Annotated in this window: 13 protein-coding genes; 1 reads left to right on the top strand and 12 read right to left on the bottom strand. The window is 40.1% G+C overall.

Going from position 1 to position 19139, the window contains the following annotated elements; translation table 11 throughout:
• Positions 1–423: 423 nt before the first annotated feature.
• The 12 genes from MUN53_RS08245 to MUN53_RS08190 all read right to left on the bottom strand — a co-directional run bounded on the left by MUN53_RS08245 (position 424) and on the right by MUN53_RS08190 (position 18182).
• A complete protein-coding gene (locus MUN53_RS08245; protein ID WP_243324687.1) occupies positions 424–1620 on the bottom strand; it encodes a sodium ion-translocating decarboxylase subunit beta in 1197 nt (398 codons plus the stop codon).
• 4 nt (positions 1621–1624) lie between these two features.
• On the bottom strand, positions 1625–2056 hold the full coding sequence (locus MUN53_RS08240) for a biotin/lipoyl-containing protein (RefSeq protein ID WP_243324685.1): 432 nt from the start codon (positions 2054–2056) through the stop codon (positions 1625–1627).
• Between the two features lie 26 nt (positions 2057–2082).
• On the bottom strand, positions 2083–2982 hold the full coding sequence (locus tag MUN53_RS08235) for an OadG family transporter subunit (RefSeq protein WP_243324682.1): 900 nt from the start codon (positions 2980–2982) through the stop codon (positions 2083–2085).
• 19 nt (positions 2983–3001) lie between these two features.
• Positions 3002–4555 (bottom strand): acyl-CoA carboxylase subunit beta, encoded by a 1554-nt coding sequence (locus tag MUN53_RS08230; RefSeq protein WP_022456987.1) that lies wholly within the window; start codon positions 4553–4555, stop codon positions 3002–3004.
• A 150-nt stretch (positions 4556–4705) separates the two neighbouring features.
• Positions 4706–5119, bottom strand: a complete 414-nt coding sequence (gene mce / locus MUN53_RS08225; RefSeq protein WP_243324679.1) for a methylmalonyl-CoA epimerase — start codon at positions 5117–5119, stop codon at positions 4706–4708.
• Between the two features lie 266 nt (positions 5120–5385).
• Positions 5386–6540 carry a molecular chaperone DnaJ gene (gene dnaJ, locus MUN53_RS08220; protein ID WP_243324678.1) on the bottom strand — a complete coding sequence of 385 codons (1155 nt, stop codon included), beginning with the start codon at positions 6538–6540 and terminating at the stop codon, positions 5386–5388.
• 15 nt (positions 6541–6555) lie between these two features.
• Complete coding sequence (locus MUN53_RS08215) at positions 6556–7143, bottom strand: nucleotide exchange factor GrpE (protein WP_243324677.1); 588 nt, start codon at positions 7141–7143, stop codon at positions 6556–6558.
• A 381-nt stretch (positions 7144–7524) separates the two neighbouring features.
• On the bottom strand, positions 7525–12027 hold the full coding sequence (locus tag MUN53_RS08210) for a multidrug efflux RND transporter permease subunit (protein ID WP_243324676.1): 4503 nt from the start codon (positions 12025–12027) through the stop codon (positions 7525–7527).
• 1 nt (position 12028) lies between these two features.
• Entirely contained in the window at positions 12029–13192 is a 1164-nt protein-coding gene (locus MUN53_RS08205; RefSeq protein WP_022456983.1) for an efflux RND transporter periplasmic adaptor subunit, read from the bottom strand.
• Between the two features lie 408 nt (positions 13193–13600).
• Complete coding sequence (locus tag MUN53_RS08200) at positions 13601–14926, bottom strand: glycoside hydrolase family 57 protein (protein WP_243324675.1); 1326 nt, start codon at positions 14924–14926, stop codon at positions 13601–13603.
• A 38-nt stretch (positions 14927–14964) separates the two neighbouring features.
• Entirely contained in the window at positions 14965–16230 is a 1266-nt protein-coding gene (locus MUN53_RS08195) for a glycosyltransferase (RefSeq protein WP_022456981.1), read from the bottom strand.
• Positions 16231–16244: 14 nt separating this feature from the next.
• Entirely contained in the window at positions 16245–18182 is a 1938-nt protein-coding gene (locus MUN53_RS08190) for a glycogen debranching enzyme N-terminal domain-containing protein (RefSeq protein WP_022456980.1), read from the bottom strand.
• Positions 18183–18688: 506 nt separating this feature from the next.
• Here MUN53_RS08190 and argR point away from each other — a divergent pair.
• On the top strand, positions 18689–19132 hold the full coding sequence (gene argR / locus MUN53_RS08185) for an arginine repressor (RefSeq protein WP_243324674.1): 444 nt from the start codon (positions 18689–18691) through the stop codon (positions 19130–19132).
• Positions 19133–19139: the final 7 nt, after the last annotated feature.

The raw sequence follows: 19139 nt of genomic DNA, 5'->3' as shown, positions 1-19139 counted from the left end.
TTCACATAAAAAGCTATTTTGACACGTTTTCCACCAGATTTATTCCTCATTTTTATTCCAAAATCCTGACAAGAAGGGGCTAGTTGATTCATTCTTTCCCTAGAATTTCATTTTCCTTCCGGCTCCGAGACATTTTCCAGAAAGAAGTAATCGAAACTTTATTCGCCAAGGGCGTTTTTATATTCGCCCACGCTGAATATATATTCGCTATTATTGAATATATGTTCGCCGACGGCGAATAAAGAATTTGCCATATCATTATCCATTAAATCCAGTGAATTTTCCGGATTAATCTCCTACTCCAGCGATTATACAACTATCCATCCAGGCGAAGACAAGACACGAAAAAACCCGGCCGCAACACAAATTGTGTTCCAACCGGGTTTAAAATATCTATCAAATAGCGTATAAGCTACAATCGGATTATCCTAAGAAACCTAACAAGATACCGGCAGCCACAGCTGAACCGATTACACCTGCTACGTTCGGACCCATAGCGTGCATCAACAAGTAGTTGCTTGGATCGTATTCCAAACCTACGTTCTGAGAAATACGAGCAGCATCAGGAACGGCAGATACACCAGAGTTACCGATCAACGGATTGATCTTGTTGCCTTCCTTCAAGAATAAGTTGAAGAACTTAACGAACAAGACACCGGCGCAAGTAGCGATTACGAATGACAATGCTCCCAAACCGAAGATCTTGATTGAGTTGATCGTCAAGAACTGTGTAGCCTGTGTAGAAGCACCTACCGTAACACCCAGCAACATGGTAATAACGTCAATCAGCGGACCGCGGGCTGTTTCAGCCAAACGACGTGTCACACCACTTTCCTTACACAAGTTACCGAAGAACAACATTCCCAACAAAGGCAGACCTGATGGTACCAAGAAGGCTGTCAACAGCAAACCAACGATCGGGAACATGATCTTTTCTGTCTGTGAAACTACTCTCGGCGGTTTCATACGGATCAGACGTTCTTTCTGTGTAGTCAGCAAACGCATGAACGGAGGCTGGATGATCGGCACCAAGGCCATATATGAATAGGCCGAGACGGCAATCGCACCCATCAAGTTCGGAGCCAGTTTAGAAGACAAGAAGATAGCAGTCGGACCATCTGCACCACCGATGATACCAATTGCACCCGCCTGACTCGGATCAAATCCCATCTGCAATGCAATGATATAAGCACCGAAGATACCGAACTGAGCAGCAGCTCCAACCAACATCAACTTCGGATTAGAAATCAACGCCGAGAAGTCGGTCATTGCTCCAATACCCAAGAAAATCAGAGGCGGATACCAACCCTGCTTCACACCTTGATACAAAATATTCAACACTGAACCTTCTTCGTAAATACCCAATTGCAGACCTGCATCTTTAAAAGGAATATTACCAATCAAGATACCGAAACCGATCGGGATCAAAAGCATCGGTTCAAATTCATATTTAATGGCCAGGAAGATGAACAACAAACCAACCAGCAACATGATGAAATGCCCCGGCGTTGCGTTCGCAAATCCTGTATAAGACAAGAACACCTGAATGTTTTCAGCCAAGAATTGCATGAAACTTTCATTTGCTCCTGCCGCCGCTTGTAATAATACTGATGCTAACATAACATTATCCAATTACGACGAGGTCAGCACCTTCCAGTACAGAATCGCCTTTGTTTACTTTAATTTCTACAATCTTACCATCGCGGTCGGCATTGATATTGTTTTCCATCTTCATAGCTTCCAATACCAAAATCTTCTGACCTCTCTTCACTACATCGCCAACTTTGCAGTCGATGCTCAAGATAACTCCTGGCAGCGGAGATTTCACAGCACCTGCTACGCTAGAAGCAGCCGGACGAGAAACAACCGGATCACCGGCAGCCGTAGTCGGAGCCTGAGCCGGACGCTTCAAAGCAACGATCTGCTTCTTAGCCGGCTTTTCCATTTTCACGCTATACGGAGTTCCGTTTACTTCTACTTCTGCCACATCATCAACAATTGAATTAATGTGTACTTTATATACGTTACCGTTAATGGTATATTTAAAACTTTTCATTCTTCAATTCGATTTAATAAGGAAAATTACTTTTTAACTACCGGAGTCTGACGCAAACTATAAATCTTAGAACTCCATGGAGAATAACTACGTTGAACTTTACGGATGGTCAATACTGTATTTTCGATGTCGTGATTGTCATCGCTCAATTCATACAGAGCCATCGAAATAGCAGCAAAGATTTCACCTGATTCCTGACCAGCATTGGCCGACATTTTAGTACCACTAGCTTCTGCAGCCTTCTGAGCATTACGCTGACTGGCCTTAATAGCAGCTTTACCAATTTGCTTGAATACCAGATACAGTACGATAAGTCCCAAGAATACAACGGCCATAGCAGTAATGGTCATACCAATACCCCAAGAGTCGTTTCTCTGGAAGTTCTCTACTTTTTCATTGCTATCCAAAGTCACATTGTTAGTACTCGGAGTCACTTTGCTTAAAACCATCCATTTGCCTTTTCCGTCCATATCAAGACCGTAGCTGATATCAGCTTTCTGGCCGGCAGGAACAACTACTTCGTCGATCAAAGTAGTACCATCGGCATCATACAAAGCAATGTAATTATCCTTATTAGGATCTAACGTGAAATTAACATGGAAAGTTCCACGGGTCGGTTGATCATCTGCCCAGAACAAAGTATGTTGATAAGGCGGAATCTTTGTCAACACATCGCCCTTCGGAATCATGTATTTTCTAGGGTTATTCTTATCGTTAGTCAAGAAACAACCTCTCAAGTCAACAGTTCCCGCCGAGTTGTTGTACAACTCAATCCAAGGGTGACGCTTACCGTAGTCGTCAACAAAGTTATCTTCATTAACGACCAACACTTCATTGATTTTAACGGAAGTTGTTAGCTGAGCTTTGGCTCCGAACGTAAACAGAACCAACAACAGCAACAGAGCCCCGAATTTTTTATTCGTCATACGCTTTCTTTTTTTAGAATTACAGAGGCAGGTTATCATGTTTCTTAGCCGGGTTGCTCAACTTCTTAGTTTGCAACTGCTGCAAGGCACGAATGATGCGGAAACGAGTATTACGCGGTTCGATAACATCATCAATATAACCATACTGTGCCGCATTATACGGATTAGCGAATGCTTTCTTGTATTCTGCTTCTTTTTCAGCAGCACAAGCCTTCGGATCTTCGGCAGCAGCCACTTCTTTTGCAAAGATAATTTCAACAGCTCCACTCGGACCCATTACAGCGATTTCTGCAGTCGGCCAAGCATAGTTCATATCACCACGCAAATGTTTAGAGCTCATCACACAATAAGCACCACCGTAAGACTTACGCAAAGTAACCGTTACTTTAGGTACAGTAGCTTCACCATAAGCATACAACAATTTAGCACCATGCAGAATAACACCGTTATATTCCTGACCTGTACCCGGCAAGAATCCCGGAACATCAACCAAAGTAACCAATGGAATATTGAAAGCGTCGCAGAAGCGAACGAAACGACCAGCCTTACGAGAGGCATTGCTATCCAAACATCCAGCCATTACCTTAGGTTGGTTAGCAACAATACCTACAGCCTGACCATTGAAACGTGCAAAACCTACGATAATATTCTTAGCATAATCAGCATGTACTTCCAAGAATTCGTGATTATCAACGATTGTACCGATCACTTCATACATATCGTATGCCTGGTTTGGATTATCAGGAATGATCTCATTCAGGTAATCATCCAAACGATCAATCGGATCTTTACATTCGATCAGCGGAGTTTCTTCCATGTTGTTCTGAGGCAAATAGCTCAACAACTGACGGATCAACTTCAAACCATCTTCTTCTGTATCTACAGCGAAATGAGCAACACCCGACTTCGTTGAGTGAACACTAGCACCACCTAACTGTTCCTGTGTAACATCTTCACCGGTTACAGTCTTAACAACTTTCGGTCCGGTTAAGAACATATAGCTGGTTCCGCGTGTCATGATGTTGAAGTCTGTCAATGCTGGAGAATAAACAGCACCACCGGCACAAGGGCCAAAAATACCAGAGATCTGCGGAATAACACCAGAAGCCAAGATATTACGCTGGAAAATCTCAGCATAACCTGCCAAAGCGTTTACACCTTCCTGAATACGAGCACCACCCGAATCATTCAAACCGATAACAGGAGCACCCATCTTCATAGCCTGATCCATAATCTTACAGATCTTCAAAGCCAACATTTCAGACAAAGCACCACCGAATACGGTAAAGTCCTGTGCATATACATAAACCAGACGGCCATCGATCGTTCCATAACCAGTTACGATACCATCACCCAAGAATTTTGTCTTGTCGATTCCAAAATTAGAACAACGGTGCTTCACGAACATATCAATTTCTTCGAAGCTACCTTCATCCAGCAACATAGAGATACGTTCACGGGCTGTGTACTTACCTTTCTTATGTTGTGACTCGATTCTTTTTTCACCACCACCCAGACGTGCCTGTTCACGCAGAGCGATAAGCTCTTTTACTTTTTCAAGCTGATTACTCATTGTATTTTGATTTGTTGTTAGTAATGATTTACCTATTTATTTATAAAACAAAAGTTAGAAGTTAAAAACGAAGGTGTTTACTTTTCAAGAAGACATTAATCATTCATTTCTCCTCTCCCCTCATTTTTATCTTCTAACTTTTCCTCAAATTCAGTCTTTCTTACCCGGCATACAAAGCTCAGTTAATACACTGCAAGTTGATTTCGGATGCATAAATGCGATATCCAAACCTTCAGCACCACGACGAGGAGCCTTATCGATCAATTTAATACCTTTAGATTCGGCTTCGTCCAAGCAAGCCTGTACATCAGGTGTTGCGAAAGCGATGTGATGAATACCTTCACCTTTCTTCTCAATGAACTTAGCGATTGTACTATCTTCGCTTGTCGGTTCCAGCAATTCAATTTTTGTCTGTCCAATCTTAAAGAAAGCTGTCTTTACTTTCTGATCAGCTACTTCTTCAATACTATAGCATTTCAATCCTAATACTTGTTCGTAATAAGGAAGACATGCTTCAATGCTCTTAACAGCAATTCCTAAATGTTCAATGTGTGTAAGTTCCATTGTGTTTAGAATTTATTAGTTTATATTTTTCAGGTTTTCATGATCCTTTAGGGCAAAGGTACACTTCTTTTTGGAAAGTAGAGGGATTTTTTTTAATATTTATCACGAAAAAACAATTTCCTGCGAAATATTTATTCTACATATTCTTTTCATGGCGTTTCTATATAAAATAAGCCAGGCCTTTTGTCTCTTTGTTTCCCTTTTATCCATAAAAAGGAAACAAGAATTAAAAAAGCCTGGCTATTACTAAAGGGATATATTTAATATTAATTGAAAAGCCGTCTGAATTTATCAAAGAACTTTTCTTTCATCGTTTTATTGGGTTGGAAATTAGGAGAATTCTCCAATCCGTTCAACATATCTTTTTCAGATTGAGAAAGAGTTTCCGGTACATAGACACTGACATTTACCAGCAAATCACCTGTACCATATCCATTTACCGAAGGAAGTCCCTTATTTCTCAATCTCAAGACCTTACCCGGCTGTGTACCCGGATCAATCTTTACCTTTACTTTTCCGTCCACTGTAGGAACTTCAACAGAACCTCCCAAAGCAGCCTGTGGGAAACTTAACAGCAGGTTATAGATCAAATCATTTTCATCACGCAAGAGTTCCGGATGTTGTTCTTCTTCTATCAAGATTAAAAGATCACCATTAATACCACCATGGCGAGCGGCATTACCTTTTCCATTCATTGAAAGTTGCATACCTTCTGCTACACCAGCCGGAATATTGATGGTTATAACCTCTTCATCCCGTACGATACCTTCTCCGTTACAGTGTGTACATTTATTTACAACGACTTTACCTTCACCACCACAAGTAGGACATGTTGTCTGCGTCTGCATTTGTCCTAAGATAGTATTTGCAATTCGTGTTACAACACCCGAACCTTTACATGTATCGCAAGTCTTTGTTCCGTCACTTCCTTCAGCACCTGTTCCATGGCAATGAGAGCAAGATACATATTTCTTTACCTTGATTTTCTTCTCGACTCCAGTTGCAATATCTTTCAAAGACAACTTAACTTTCACACGCAAATCAGAACCTCGGTTTACCCGACGTCCGCCACGTTGGCCTCCAAAGCCGCCAAAACCACCAAAGCCTCCGAAGTGACCGCCAAAAATATCACCGAACTGCGAGAAAATATCTTCCATAGACATTCCTCCGCCGAAGCCACCTGCCTGTGAAGCTCCGCCTACTCCGGCATGGCCAAACTGATCGTATCGCTGACGTTTCTGAGGATCGCTCAGTACATCATAAGCTTCTGCTGCTTCCTTAAACTTTTCTTCTGCATCCTTATCTCCCGGGTTTTTATCCGGATGATATTGAATAGCTTTTTTACGATAAGCCTTCTTTATTTCTTCTACGGTTGCATTTTTATCTACACCCAGAACCTCGTAATAATCTCTCTTCGCCATTTTGGTAAACTATTATTATTCTCCTACGACAACTTTTGCGTGACGAATCACCTTCTCATTCAACAGATAGCCTGTCTGTACGCAATCCAGAACTTTTCCTTTCAAACCTTCTTCCGGTGCCGGAATAGTAGCTATCGCTTCACTCTGATCCAAATCAAAAGGCTTACCAACAACCTCCATTGCTTTTACACCTTGACTTGCCAAATAAGAAACAAACTTATTGTATATCAAATCAACGCCTTCTGCAACACCCGTCAAATCTTCAGCCTTATGAATATTTTGCAAAGCACGCTCAAAATCATCTACTACAGGAAGCAGTTGAGTCAGCGCATTTTCACCTCCATTTTTAATCAATTCACTTTTCTCGCGTAATGTGCGTTTCCGATAATTGTCAAACTCGGCCATCAAACGTAAATGTGAATTATTCAATTCATCATATTTCTTTTGTAATTCAGCCAACTCTGCAGACACTTTGTCAGCATCATTTGTTTCTTCTGCCAAATTTTCTTTTTCTTCCTGCAAATTTGTCGTTTCTTCATTCACGACTTCTTGATTTTCTTTTTCCGAAGAATTTTCGTTCTGTTCAAAATGCTTATTGCTCATATTATAATATATTTATTTTCAATTCATTATTTTCTATATACAAGATCTTTTCCTGCTGGATAAACTTCCGTTCATCCGTTTTCTCTTGTGTACTTTACTTAGTAAATACAAAAAGGTTGCCAAAATGATATTCGCAAGCCTTTGATCCACCGGAAGCTTTGACTCTCTTTCTGCTTCAAAGACAAATAAAAAGCATGAGATAATCATACTTTTGCAAAAGTAACGAGAATCAACATCAAAACCAACGAGAATTGATTTTGAAAGCAACGAGAATCAACAATGAAAGAACCTTTAGTCTACTAACATAAAAAAAGCCTGCAAACAAACAGAATGTAATCATTCCCTTCGTTTGCAGGTTCTTTTTTATCCACTAAATATAGTTTAATATCCTCCGCCTAAAGCCTTATATAAATAAACTACAGATAACAGTTCGCTACATACAGCCGAGTTCAACCCTAATTGAGCACTTAACAACTCACGTTGCGCATCCAACACATCCATGTAACTCGAAACGCCATTGATATATTGCAACTGAGCAAGTTCCAAATATTTACGGGCTGCGATCTCCAACTTAGCCTGTGACTGACGAACTTCCTTAGCTTTACGGATGGAAACAATCGCATCATTCACTTCTTTAAATGCTCCGATGACTGTCTTCTCATAGCTATACACTTCTTGCTCATATTTAGCCTGAGCGACTTTTACTTTCGCCTTGTTCCGTCCCATGGCAAATAAAGGTTGTAATAAATTACCTCCTAAAAACCAAGCCGGACTTTTCAAAAGATCACCTAACTCAGCGCTTTCAAAGCCTAAATTACCTGTCAAAGCAATTTTAGGGAACAAGTCTGTATAAGCAACACCTACTTGGGCATTTGCTTCTTTAAGACTAAATTCCGCCTGACGGATATCCGGACGTCTCTCCAATAAAGAAGAAGGCAAACCGATTGGCAGAGCATCCGGCAACTGCTGTTCTGACAATCGCTGACCACGAGGTATGTCATGCGAATAATCACCCAACAACATCGCCAGATCACTTTCCTTTATTTTAATCTGACGTTCCAAATTCGGAATCAAAGTCTCAGTACGAGCCAACTCTACGACAGCTTGGTTATAAGCTGTTTCAGAGGTCAATCCTCCTTCATAACGCAACTTGGCCAAATGCAAACCTTCTTTTCGCGCTTCCAATGTTTGTCGCACAATTGATAATTCTTGATCCAATGCACATAACTGATAATACGATGACGCAACACCCGCCACAATTGTCAGTTTCAATGCACGCTGCGCTTCGACACTCTGCATATATGCAGCCAAATCAGCCTCGTTTGCCCAACGGATATTTCCCCATAAATCCAGCTCCCACGCTAATGTCAGTTTGGCATCAAACTCAGGATCGGGTTTTCTGTTATTTCCACCGTAATTCAAGACTTCTTTCTCGGCATGTAAATTCGCCCCTACCGCCGGGAATAAACGTGAAAAAGAAATACGTTTGGCAGCGACCATTTCCTTTATCTTGGCTGCAGCAATCTTCATATCCTTATTGTTCTCCAAAGCTTTATTTATCAATCCTTGAAGAACAGTGTCCTTATACAAACTTTGCCAAGGAATCTCCGAAACAGAAGCCGTATCTGTTACAGAACTATCTATTGACTCCGGCAAATTCAGATCAGGACGTGCATATTCTTTTCCTAACTTACAGGAAGATAAAGCCAACATAGATAAAGCCAAGACCATCCAAGGAGCAGCTTTCTTAATATGCGGTATGCGTGGCAAGCGAGAAATCTGATTCAAACGGATACCTTTCTTTATCTTATAAATCAACACAAAGAAGAAAGGAACCATCACAATACCAACGGTGATTGCAACCAACATACCAAAGAAAATACCTGTTCCGATACTATGACGAGAAGCTGATCCCGGACCTGAAGCAAGAACCAATGGCAACATACCTAAGACAAATGCCAATGAAGTCATCAAAATCGGACGGAAACGCATCTGAGCCGCATGAATAGCTGCCTGCACAGGATCCGCTCCTTCATCCACCTGAACTTTAGCAAATTCGACAATCAGGATGGCATTCTTAGCAGCCAAACCAATTAATGTTACCAAACCGATCTGGAAATATACATCGTTTTCCAATCCGGTTACCCAAATTCCAAGGAAGGCCCCCAAAGCAGCAATCGGTAACGAAAGTAACACGGCAATCGGAACAATCCAGCTTTCATACTGGGCAGCCAGGAACAAGAATACAAATAAGAAGATCAATGCCAGAATAAATCCCGTCTGTCCACCTGCCTTGTTTTCCTGATAAGACAAGCCGCTCCATTCAATTGCAATATTATCCGATAAATGTTCTTTCGCAATACGTTCCAATGCTTTCATCGCCTCACCGGTACTATATCCTGGAGCTGCAACAGCATTGATAGGAGCCGTAGAGAACATATTGAAACGCTTGATTGTTCCAGGACCCGTTGTATACTGCGTTGTACCCAAAGCTGTCAACGGAACCATCTCACCGCTTCCTGTCCGAACAAAGAAAAGTCCCAAACTCTCTTTATTCGCACGATAAGGTGCCTCTGCCTGAATGTAAACACGGTAAATACGATTAAACATATTGAAATCGTTCACATACACAGATCCCAAATAAGCTTTCATAGTAGAGAAGATGTCAGCCATTGGAATCCCCAAGAACTTCGCATGATCTCGATCTACATCAAAGTAAATTTGAGGAATATCCGCTTGCATTGCAGATGATACACTATGCAATTCAGGAGCTTTTTTAGCATAATACAAGAATGTATCTGTAGCTTGTACTAAATCGTCCCAAGTAGCATCACCTCTAGCCTCTAACTGCATTTCCAAACCTCCACTTTCACCCAAGCCTGGAATAACCGGCGGACGGTTTACGTAACCCACAACCTCCGGATAATAATAAAGTTCTTTCCGTACGGTTTCCATCACATCTTCCACGCCCATATCACCAGATTTACGTTCTTCCCACGGCTTTAAGATAACCGTTAACGTTGCTCTGTTTTGCGTAGTACCCAATCGTCCACTACTACCTGTTACATTTTGCACATAAGCTACGGCAGGCTGATGATTCAAGAAATCAATCAACCGGTCCGTTACAACTCGTGTACGTTCCAATGTCGCACCTTCAGGCAATTCGATTTCTACAGTAAAGAAACCTTGATCCTCTTCCGGTATAAACGAAGTCGGTAATAAATGACTCATAACAAAAATCATAACCAATACCATACCAAAACCTGCCAGGATGCGTTTCGGCATATTCATTACCCGGCGTAAGATATTTGTGTATTTATGATTTCCCTTTTCAAGCCACTCATTAATCTTCCGGAACACGATATTCTTCTTTTCATGCTTTGACGGACGCAAGATAATGGCACACATAGCCGGACTCAACGTCAACGCTACTACAGTAGAAAGCATTACAGATACAGCAATCGTTATAGAGAACTGCCGATACAACTGACCGGTGATACCACTTAGAAAACTTACGGGGACGAATACAGCCACCAAAACCATTGAGGTAGCGATCAAAGCTCCCGACAATTCCTTCATAGCCCGGTGTGTAGCCTCTCGGGTTGAAATATTTTCCTCATTAATAATACGCTCAACGTTTTCTACCACGACAATGGCATCATCCACCACAATACCAATAGCCAGAATCAAACCTAACAATGTCAGCATATTCAATGAGAAGCCCATGACCAACATAAATCCAAATGTTCCGATCAAAGAGATAGGAACAGCGATAGTTGGGATTAATGCCGCACGCCAGTTCTGCAATGACAAGAATACAACTAAAATAACTAAGAACAATGCTTCAAACAATGTCTTATAAACTTCATGTACCGATTGGGAGATATATTCCGTCATATCAAACGGGAAATTATATTCTACACCTTCCGGGAAGTTCTTGCTGATTTCAGCCATTTCTGCACGTACACTTTTAGCTACTTCCAAAGCATTCGCTCCTGGTAACATGTAAATTCCCAATATAGCAGCATTCTTACCATTAATACCACTCTCTGTCGAATAAGAAGAAGCTTCCAATGATACTCGGGCTACATCTCGCATCCGGACGATAGAACCATCCGAATTAGCACGAATCACAATATTTTCGAATTCCTCAACGGTTGACAAACGACCGGAAGAAGTAACAGGTAATGTCACATCTACATCCAGAATCGGTTGTTTACCAAATTCTCCGGCAGCCGATTCTCTGTTTTGATCTTTTAAGGCATCCTGTAAATCCTTTACCGTTAATCCCATATTGGCCAGACGATCCGGATATACCCAAATCTGCATACCATAATATCGGCTACCAATATTAGAAACACGTCCTACTCCAGGAATACGACGAATAACATCCAATACATTAATTGTCGCAAAGTTACTCAGATAAATTTCATCAAACTTTGGATCATCAGACATCAGTGTTAACGTCATTAACTGACTCGGAGCCTGCTTTTCAATGGTAATACCATTTTGAATCACCTCAGCCGGCAGACGACTTTCGGCCAGTTTGACACGGTTTTGAACTTCAACAGCCGCCAAATCCGGATTAGCAGAAACATCAAATGTCACGGTAATGTTTAATGAGCCGGAGTTAGAACTACTACTCTGCATATAAATCATTCCCGGCGTTCCATTCAATTCCTGCTCAATCGGCGTAGCAACAGCTTGTGAAAGCGTCAACGCATTTGCACCGGGATAAGTTGCTCCAATTTTTACTACCGGAGGTGTTATCTGGGGATACTGCTCAATAGGCAGCATAATCAGACCGATAAGTCCTACCAATACGATCAAAATAGACAAAACAGTAGAAAATACCGGGCGATCAATAAAGAAACCAGGCTTCATATTATTCTTCCTCCTTTTCTCTTAATGCTTGAATAGCTTTATCATCACTCGACAATACGGGTTGTACTTTGACATTCGGCTCTAACTTATTATAACCTTCAACTACGACCCGTTCGTTCTCACCTAAACCACGTTCGATTACGACTGAATTATCAAATTCCGGTCCAATCTGCACAAAACGCTTTTCAGCCACGTCATCTCGACGCAATACATAAATGAAGGCACCGCCTTTTTCTATCGATAAAGCTTTACGAGGAATAACTATAGCCCGTTCACGAACATCCAACAATAATTTTACCCGCGTTGCCTGACCTGGCAATAATTTACGGTTCGGGTTAGGCAAAATAGCACGTACCGTAAATGTTCCCGTTTTAGGATCTACAGAAGGATCGGCGAAATCGACTATACCTTTGACTGGATATTCGGAATTGTCGGCCAATGTTACAGTAACAGTCGGCTGCCAGGAACGCGTCGTATCCTGAACTCCGAATTTAACATTTCGCCGTTCTGCTCGCAAATAATCCAAGGCGGTCATCTTAAAATCTACATTGACAGTATCGCTTTTTACCACTGTCGCCAACTTGGACTTAGAACCTGGTCCTACCAAAGTACCAATATCCACTAATCTTTCACTGATATATCCTGTAATCGGAGAAGTCACTCGTGTATAACTCAATTCCAAATTAGCCTGATCCAAATCAGCTTTACTCATAGCTACATCTGCTTCAGCATTCTCTTTAGCAGCAATTGCATTATCTAAATCCAATTGACTGGCTGCATGCTGTTCATACAAAGGAGTCAAACGCTGTACATCACGTGCTGCTTTTGCGGCTTGTACTTCATTCTTTTTCAGCTGAGCCTTTGCCTTTTCTACACGAGCTTTATATAGAGCCGGACTGATAATAAACAACGGATCACCTTGCTTCACTCTCTTACCCTCTTCAAACATCATATTTTCCAGATAACCTTCTACTCGAGCATGTATCTCTACAAAACTCTCAGCTTTGATTGTTCCGACATATTCACCATAAATCTGAACATCCTTTTTAACAGGTTTTTCTACGATGACAATTGGCAATTGCGGCTCTACTTTTTTCTTACAACCAGCCATTATAACGGCTAAACCCAAGAAAGCGTAAAGCGGCCATTGCTTTTTTCCAAACATACCTAACATTGTTTTTCTACCTAAAAAATTAATATTACATCGCATAGAACAAAGAAATAATCGTACCAAAATATCACTTAAAAATCACCCAATTTGGTTATTAACCTAATATTTAGAATTATATGGTGCAAATTTACTACAAATGCCGAACATGAGCACCATTATAATGAGGAATATTTCCACACTACGTTACCCCATTCCACAAAAAAAGCCGTCTCTTTTCACAAAGAAACGGCTCCACATATATCAACTATTAAAAACCTTTAAACTAGAGGGCAAAACCTAACTTCCCACTATATCACAAAAAATTACATCCATAAGCCCTCCAACTCAAAAAACATGACTTCTACTTAAATAGTATAAGCAATTATTTGTCCAATTAATATATAAAATACTATGACGACTTGTTTATTTGTCTGTTCCAGCTGAAGAATCTTTCGCCTTCCTTGAAGTTGACTTTTTCTTCAACTTATCCAATTCTTTTTGTAATCCTTCAATTTCTTCTCCCTGATTTTTGATAGTAGTCAATAATGAATTCAATTCTTCATTATCGATATCTTGAGGATACTGGGCATTGACACGCTCAATAAAATCAGAAAGCACATTCATATAGTTATTAAATGCATCATAAGGATTATCGTATGGACTGAAACCGGCACGTCCCATATGCTTTGTACTCATATAATAGAAATGGTCACTGCTCTGTAAGTAATACCAGTCTTGACGGATTCTTCGTAAATCACACAAACGAACCCGTTCACCAATTTCACAAATCTTCTTGAATGCTTCCTGTTGCAAAACATTTCCTAACCAAGAACTACAATCACGTTCTTCATCTACCCATGAAATAGGGTATGGAACAGAAATACTATCAACTGGCTTCAAGAGAGAAAATACTTCTGATGGCGTTGAGAAACTGATACCTTTTTCTGCCGCAAAACGAGGCAAAGCTTTGAAGAAGTCAAAAATTCCTGTTTCTGCCGGATGCAAAGAACCTAACACTTCATAGTTCATGAACAAATTAATTACTTGTTCTGACTCAGGTGTTGCAGCGATCCATGAAATAAACTTGTCAGCAGTCAATGGATATTCATTCCAGCTATAGTCACTGAAGCGTTCAGATAGATCTTCGCTGAAACGATCGTTCTTCAACAATAAGTGCAAATTAGGTTGTACACTTGAGCTATACATATAATTAGGACTCTTCCAACCTAATATATGTTTTGCTCCTTCTGTCAACATGCCCTTATATCCTTTTTCGTAAACGATCTCAGAAATATCATCTGAATAAATCAATTCTGTATTACGGAAAACTTTGGGTTTTACACCAAACAATGTTTGGATTTTGTCTTCCTGTTTGTCTATCTGATGTTTAAATTCATCCGGATCACCTAATGAAGAAAGAGAATGAGCATAGGTTTCTGACAAGAACTCTACATTTCCCGTTGCAACCAACTCCTTAAAAGAATCTATTACCTCAGGAGTATAGATTTCCATTTGCTCCAAAGCGACACCTGAAATAGAAAATGCCACTTTAAACTTATTCCCGCTTGCTTTGATCATTTCCAAAATAGTCCGATTGGCAGGCAAATAACATTTCTCTGCAATTCGACGGATAATTTCCTCATTTTGGAAATCATCATAGTAATAATGGTCATTCCCTATATCAAAAAAACGATATCTTTTCAAACGGAACGGCTGATGTATCTGAAAATAGAAGCATATAGTTTTCATAATAATTTCTGTTTATTTGTTTTCTGTTTGAATTTGTTTTATTTGTTACCTAACACCATATCATAGATACGACGAACTTTCTGTCCGGCATATTCCCATTTGATATTATCCACTTCCTTCTTGCCTTCAACTTTCAAGAATTCGTGCATAGCAGGATATGTGATAATTGAATACATAGCATCTGCCAACGCCTCAATATCCCAATAATCAACTTTGATGGCATAATCCAAAATCTCTGCACAACCCGACTGTTTAGAAATAATGGTAGGTACACCACATTGCATTGCTTCCAAAGGAGATATACCAAATGGCTCTGATACAGATGGCATCACATATACATCACTAGCCTTCAGGACTTCATATACCTGTTTTCCTTTCATAAATCCGGTGAAGTGAAAACGATCTGATATATTTCGGGAAGCAGCTAAACGAATCATCTGATTCATCATATCACCGCTACCAGCCATAATAAAGCGAGCATGAGGAGCCCGTTTCAATACCTTGGCTGCAGCCTCAACAAAATATTCAGGTCCTTTCTGCATGGTAATTCGGCCCAAGAAAGTAATGACTTTATCTTTAACTCCTTTTTTATCCTGAATGGCCAAGATTTCCGGACTCAAAGGTTCTACTGCATTATGAACCGTAGTTACTTTTGCCGGATCCTGATGATATTTCTCTATGACCGTCTGACGGGTTAGGTTACTAACTGTTATGATATGATCAGCATGGTCCATTCCATTCTTTTCTATGCCATAAACATCCGGATTCACATTTCCACGGCTTCTATCATAATCCGTAGCATGTACATGTATAACCAATGGCTTTCCAGTTACCTGTTTAGCATGAATACCTGCCGGATAGGTTAACCAGTCATGAGCATGAATAATATCACACGGTATTGTACGTGCAATAACACCAGCCACAATCGAATAATTATTAATTTCCTCCAACAAATTATTCGGGTACCGTCCGGAAAATTCCAAACATCCCAAATCATTTACGTGCCGATATGAAAAATCAGCATATATATTATTTCGGAAATCATAATAAAGTTGTGGATCCATAAATTTGCCCAAGCGCTCTTTGACATAATCCATATTGACATCGCGCCAGACAATGGGCACATTGTTTACCCCAATAATCCTCAGGAAACTCTGATCTTCATCTCCCCAAGGTTTAGGAATACAAAAGGTAATATCCATATCAGGTTGCATGGCCATACCACGAGTCAATCCATAACTAGCAGTACCCAAACCACCTAAAATATGAGGGGGAAATTCCCAACCAAACATTAATGCTTTCATATAGTATGTATAGTTTATTCGGCGTTATACTTCTTCAACATTTCTTCTATTCTTAGAATAGCAGCCACATTCATGGCAAACGAGATGGCTCCACGACCTGTAAAAGGAGGATTTCCATCATAGATTTCTGAAATAGTACCAATACAATGATTGGTCATTTCTTCTTCCATGCTAATCAACATACGTCCGGCAAACGCTGCTCCCGATTTACCAAACACTCGAAGATAAGCCTCCAGATAAGCCCCCAACAACCAAGGCCAAGCTGTACCTTGATGGTAGGCCAAATCTCTCTCAACCTGAGGCCCTGTACAATAAGGACGATATCCTTCGCTTTTGGGACTCAATGAACGAATACCTTTAGGCGTTAACAATTCCTTTGTAACAATATCCAACACAGAACGCATTTGCATACGTGTCAATGGTGAATAAGGAAGTGCTACTGCGAAAATCATATTCGGACGAACACTCCAGTCAACAAACGAACCATTTACATAGTCAAATAAATAATTGTATCCATTAACGAAGGTATTTGGGAAAGAAACATTGATCGCACTGATTAATTTATCAATTCTTTTATCTGTTGCTTCGCCATTCATTTCACGAGAGAAACACAACGCATTATACCATGCGGCATTAAACTCAACAATATAACCAGAACGCGGAACTACCGGCCGACCGTTAACTACTGAGTTCATCCAAGTGATTGCTTTGTCGCGTCCTCCATCGGCAAACAACAAACCACTATCCATCACTTTCAATCCCGGATGTTTCTGCGACATTATATATTCGAGAGCCTCATCTATAAACTCTTTATATAGTTCTCTCGCCTTGTCTATACCAACCACCTTGGCATATTGCTGGATAGCCCAAATTGCCCACAAAATAACATCGGGCTGTTCAATTTCCTGAATCACCGGATCCTGGGCACCATCTTCCATAAATGCTCTCAGAGCCGGTAAAGCTGTAGCCATAATCTTTTCGAAACGTACCGGATCATCAATAGATAAGGTACATCCCGGAGTTGCCAAAAACAAATCACGAGCTCTTACTTTAAACCAAGGATAACCGGCCAGCAAATAGGCATCCTGTTTTTTAGGACGGAAATAGAACTGCTGTGCCGAATTCTTTAAACAATTATAAAAGCTAGTTCGTGGTGTACGCGCCGCAACTTCTGTATCATATAATGTCTTCAAACGGGTGGTTGCTACCTGACTGTCGCCTGCGCTAAAGACAATTGTTTCCCCTTTCTTTATAGGTACTTCAAAATATCCCGGTACAAACAAATCTTCTTTATAAGGATAGCCTCTCTCCTGTTCTTTTGAATATTCAATGCCGTAATACCATTTCGGATCGAAAACAAAATTTACCTTTTTGCTGAATTGCATAAACAATTCCGGATACCCAGGATAAAGGCACATTTTGATTCCATTCGGAACGACTGTATAATTCTGGTTTAAATTACCATTGGCATATGTCAATTCCTTCACACTTCGGAACGCCAAAAACGGACGGAACCGTAAAGTTGTTGCAGAATGGGCATCTTCAAGGGTATATTTAATCATGATTCGATTTTCAAACATGGAAAAGACCTTTTCCTTTGAGAAGATAACACCGCCCACACGGTAAACCGTACGAGGTACCGTATCACAAGTATATTCACGTATATACTTATGTCCCTTCGGACTGAAATTATTTTCCCCATACTTGTGTAAACCCAGATTAAATTCAGCACCATGTTGGATTACGGTTTCATCGAGTGAAGATAGAAGTACGTGATTATCATCGTCCAAAGCGGGCACAGGCATCACCAGTAATCCGTGGTATTTACGAGTATTACAATCTACGACAGTACTACTATGGTAAGCCCCTAAGCGATTTGTCCTCAAAACTTCTCGTGTTAGCGACTCTTCCAAATTGATCATAACTGTCTTATCAAATTTAAGATAACTCATAAGTATATCAATTTTTATGTTATTGTTCGTGTTTTTCTGTTTGATTTATTATTGTGTATCAAAAGTAGAGTTTAATATCTAAAAAAACAAATTCTTATTCAGAAATATTTTAAATTATTTTATAGCATTAAATAGAATCAAATCTAATAATCAATAACTTACAGAAAGTATATGTTGTTAATATATGCTATGAAACATGTAACCGCCGGATAATTTCCATCGCATATTGTAATGCGATTGTCGTTACTTTTTATATTTTTGACAGATGTGGTAAAGCTTTTCCATATATGTGATAAAGCTTTTTGACAAATGTGATAAAGCTTTTCGACATCTGTCAAAAAATAACTTGATAACAAGATCTGTATCAGGATACGAATAGTTACAGGAACATACAAATCACCCTTGTTTCTGATTCTTGAATATTTATTGAAAAAATATCCATATTCTTGCATAAATATTCAATATTAATCCATAAATTTGCCGCCGATTTGAATATTTATACAAGTATGTGTACAAAAAAAGAACGGCTGGAAATGATTTGTAAGCTCATCGGCAATGAATCGATCAACAACCAAGAGCAATTAAGCAAACGGTTGAGTGAAATGGGATTTGCCGTTACACAAGCCACATTGTCTAGAGACATCAAGCAATTAAAGGTAATCAAAGTACACGATGCAAATGGTATGTATGTTTATCGGTTACCGGAGAAACAAGCTTTGCAAGTTGTAAAAAATCCAGCACAAAGTATTCATTCAAACATTGAATTCTCGGGGAATTTGGCAGTTATCAAAACACGTCCGGGTTATGCGATGGGGATAGCCTCAGATATTGATACACATGCTCCCAAAGAGATATTAGGAACGATCGCTGGTGATGACACTATTTTAGTGATTCCTCGTGAAGGATTCAGCCGACAGAACATAGTGGATGCATTAGCACATTTTATATGAAGATAAA

Origin of the sequence: Parabacteroides faecalis (genome assembly GCF_022809355.1) — a bacterium.
In the GTDB taxonomy this organism is placed as follows: Bacteria; Bacteroidota; Bacteroidia; order Bacteroidales; family Tannerellaceae; genus Parabacteroides; species Parabacteroides faecalis.
The sequence above is the reverse complement of the archived record's forward strand: the minus strand, read 5'-3'. Positions and strand labels throughout refer to the sequence as shown.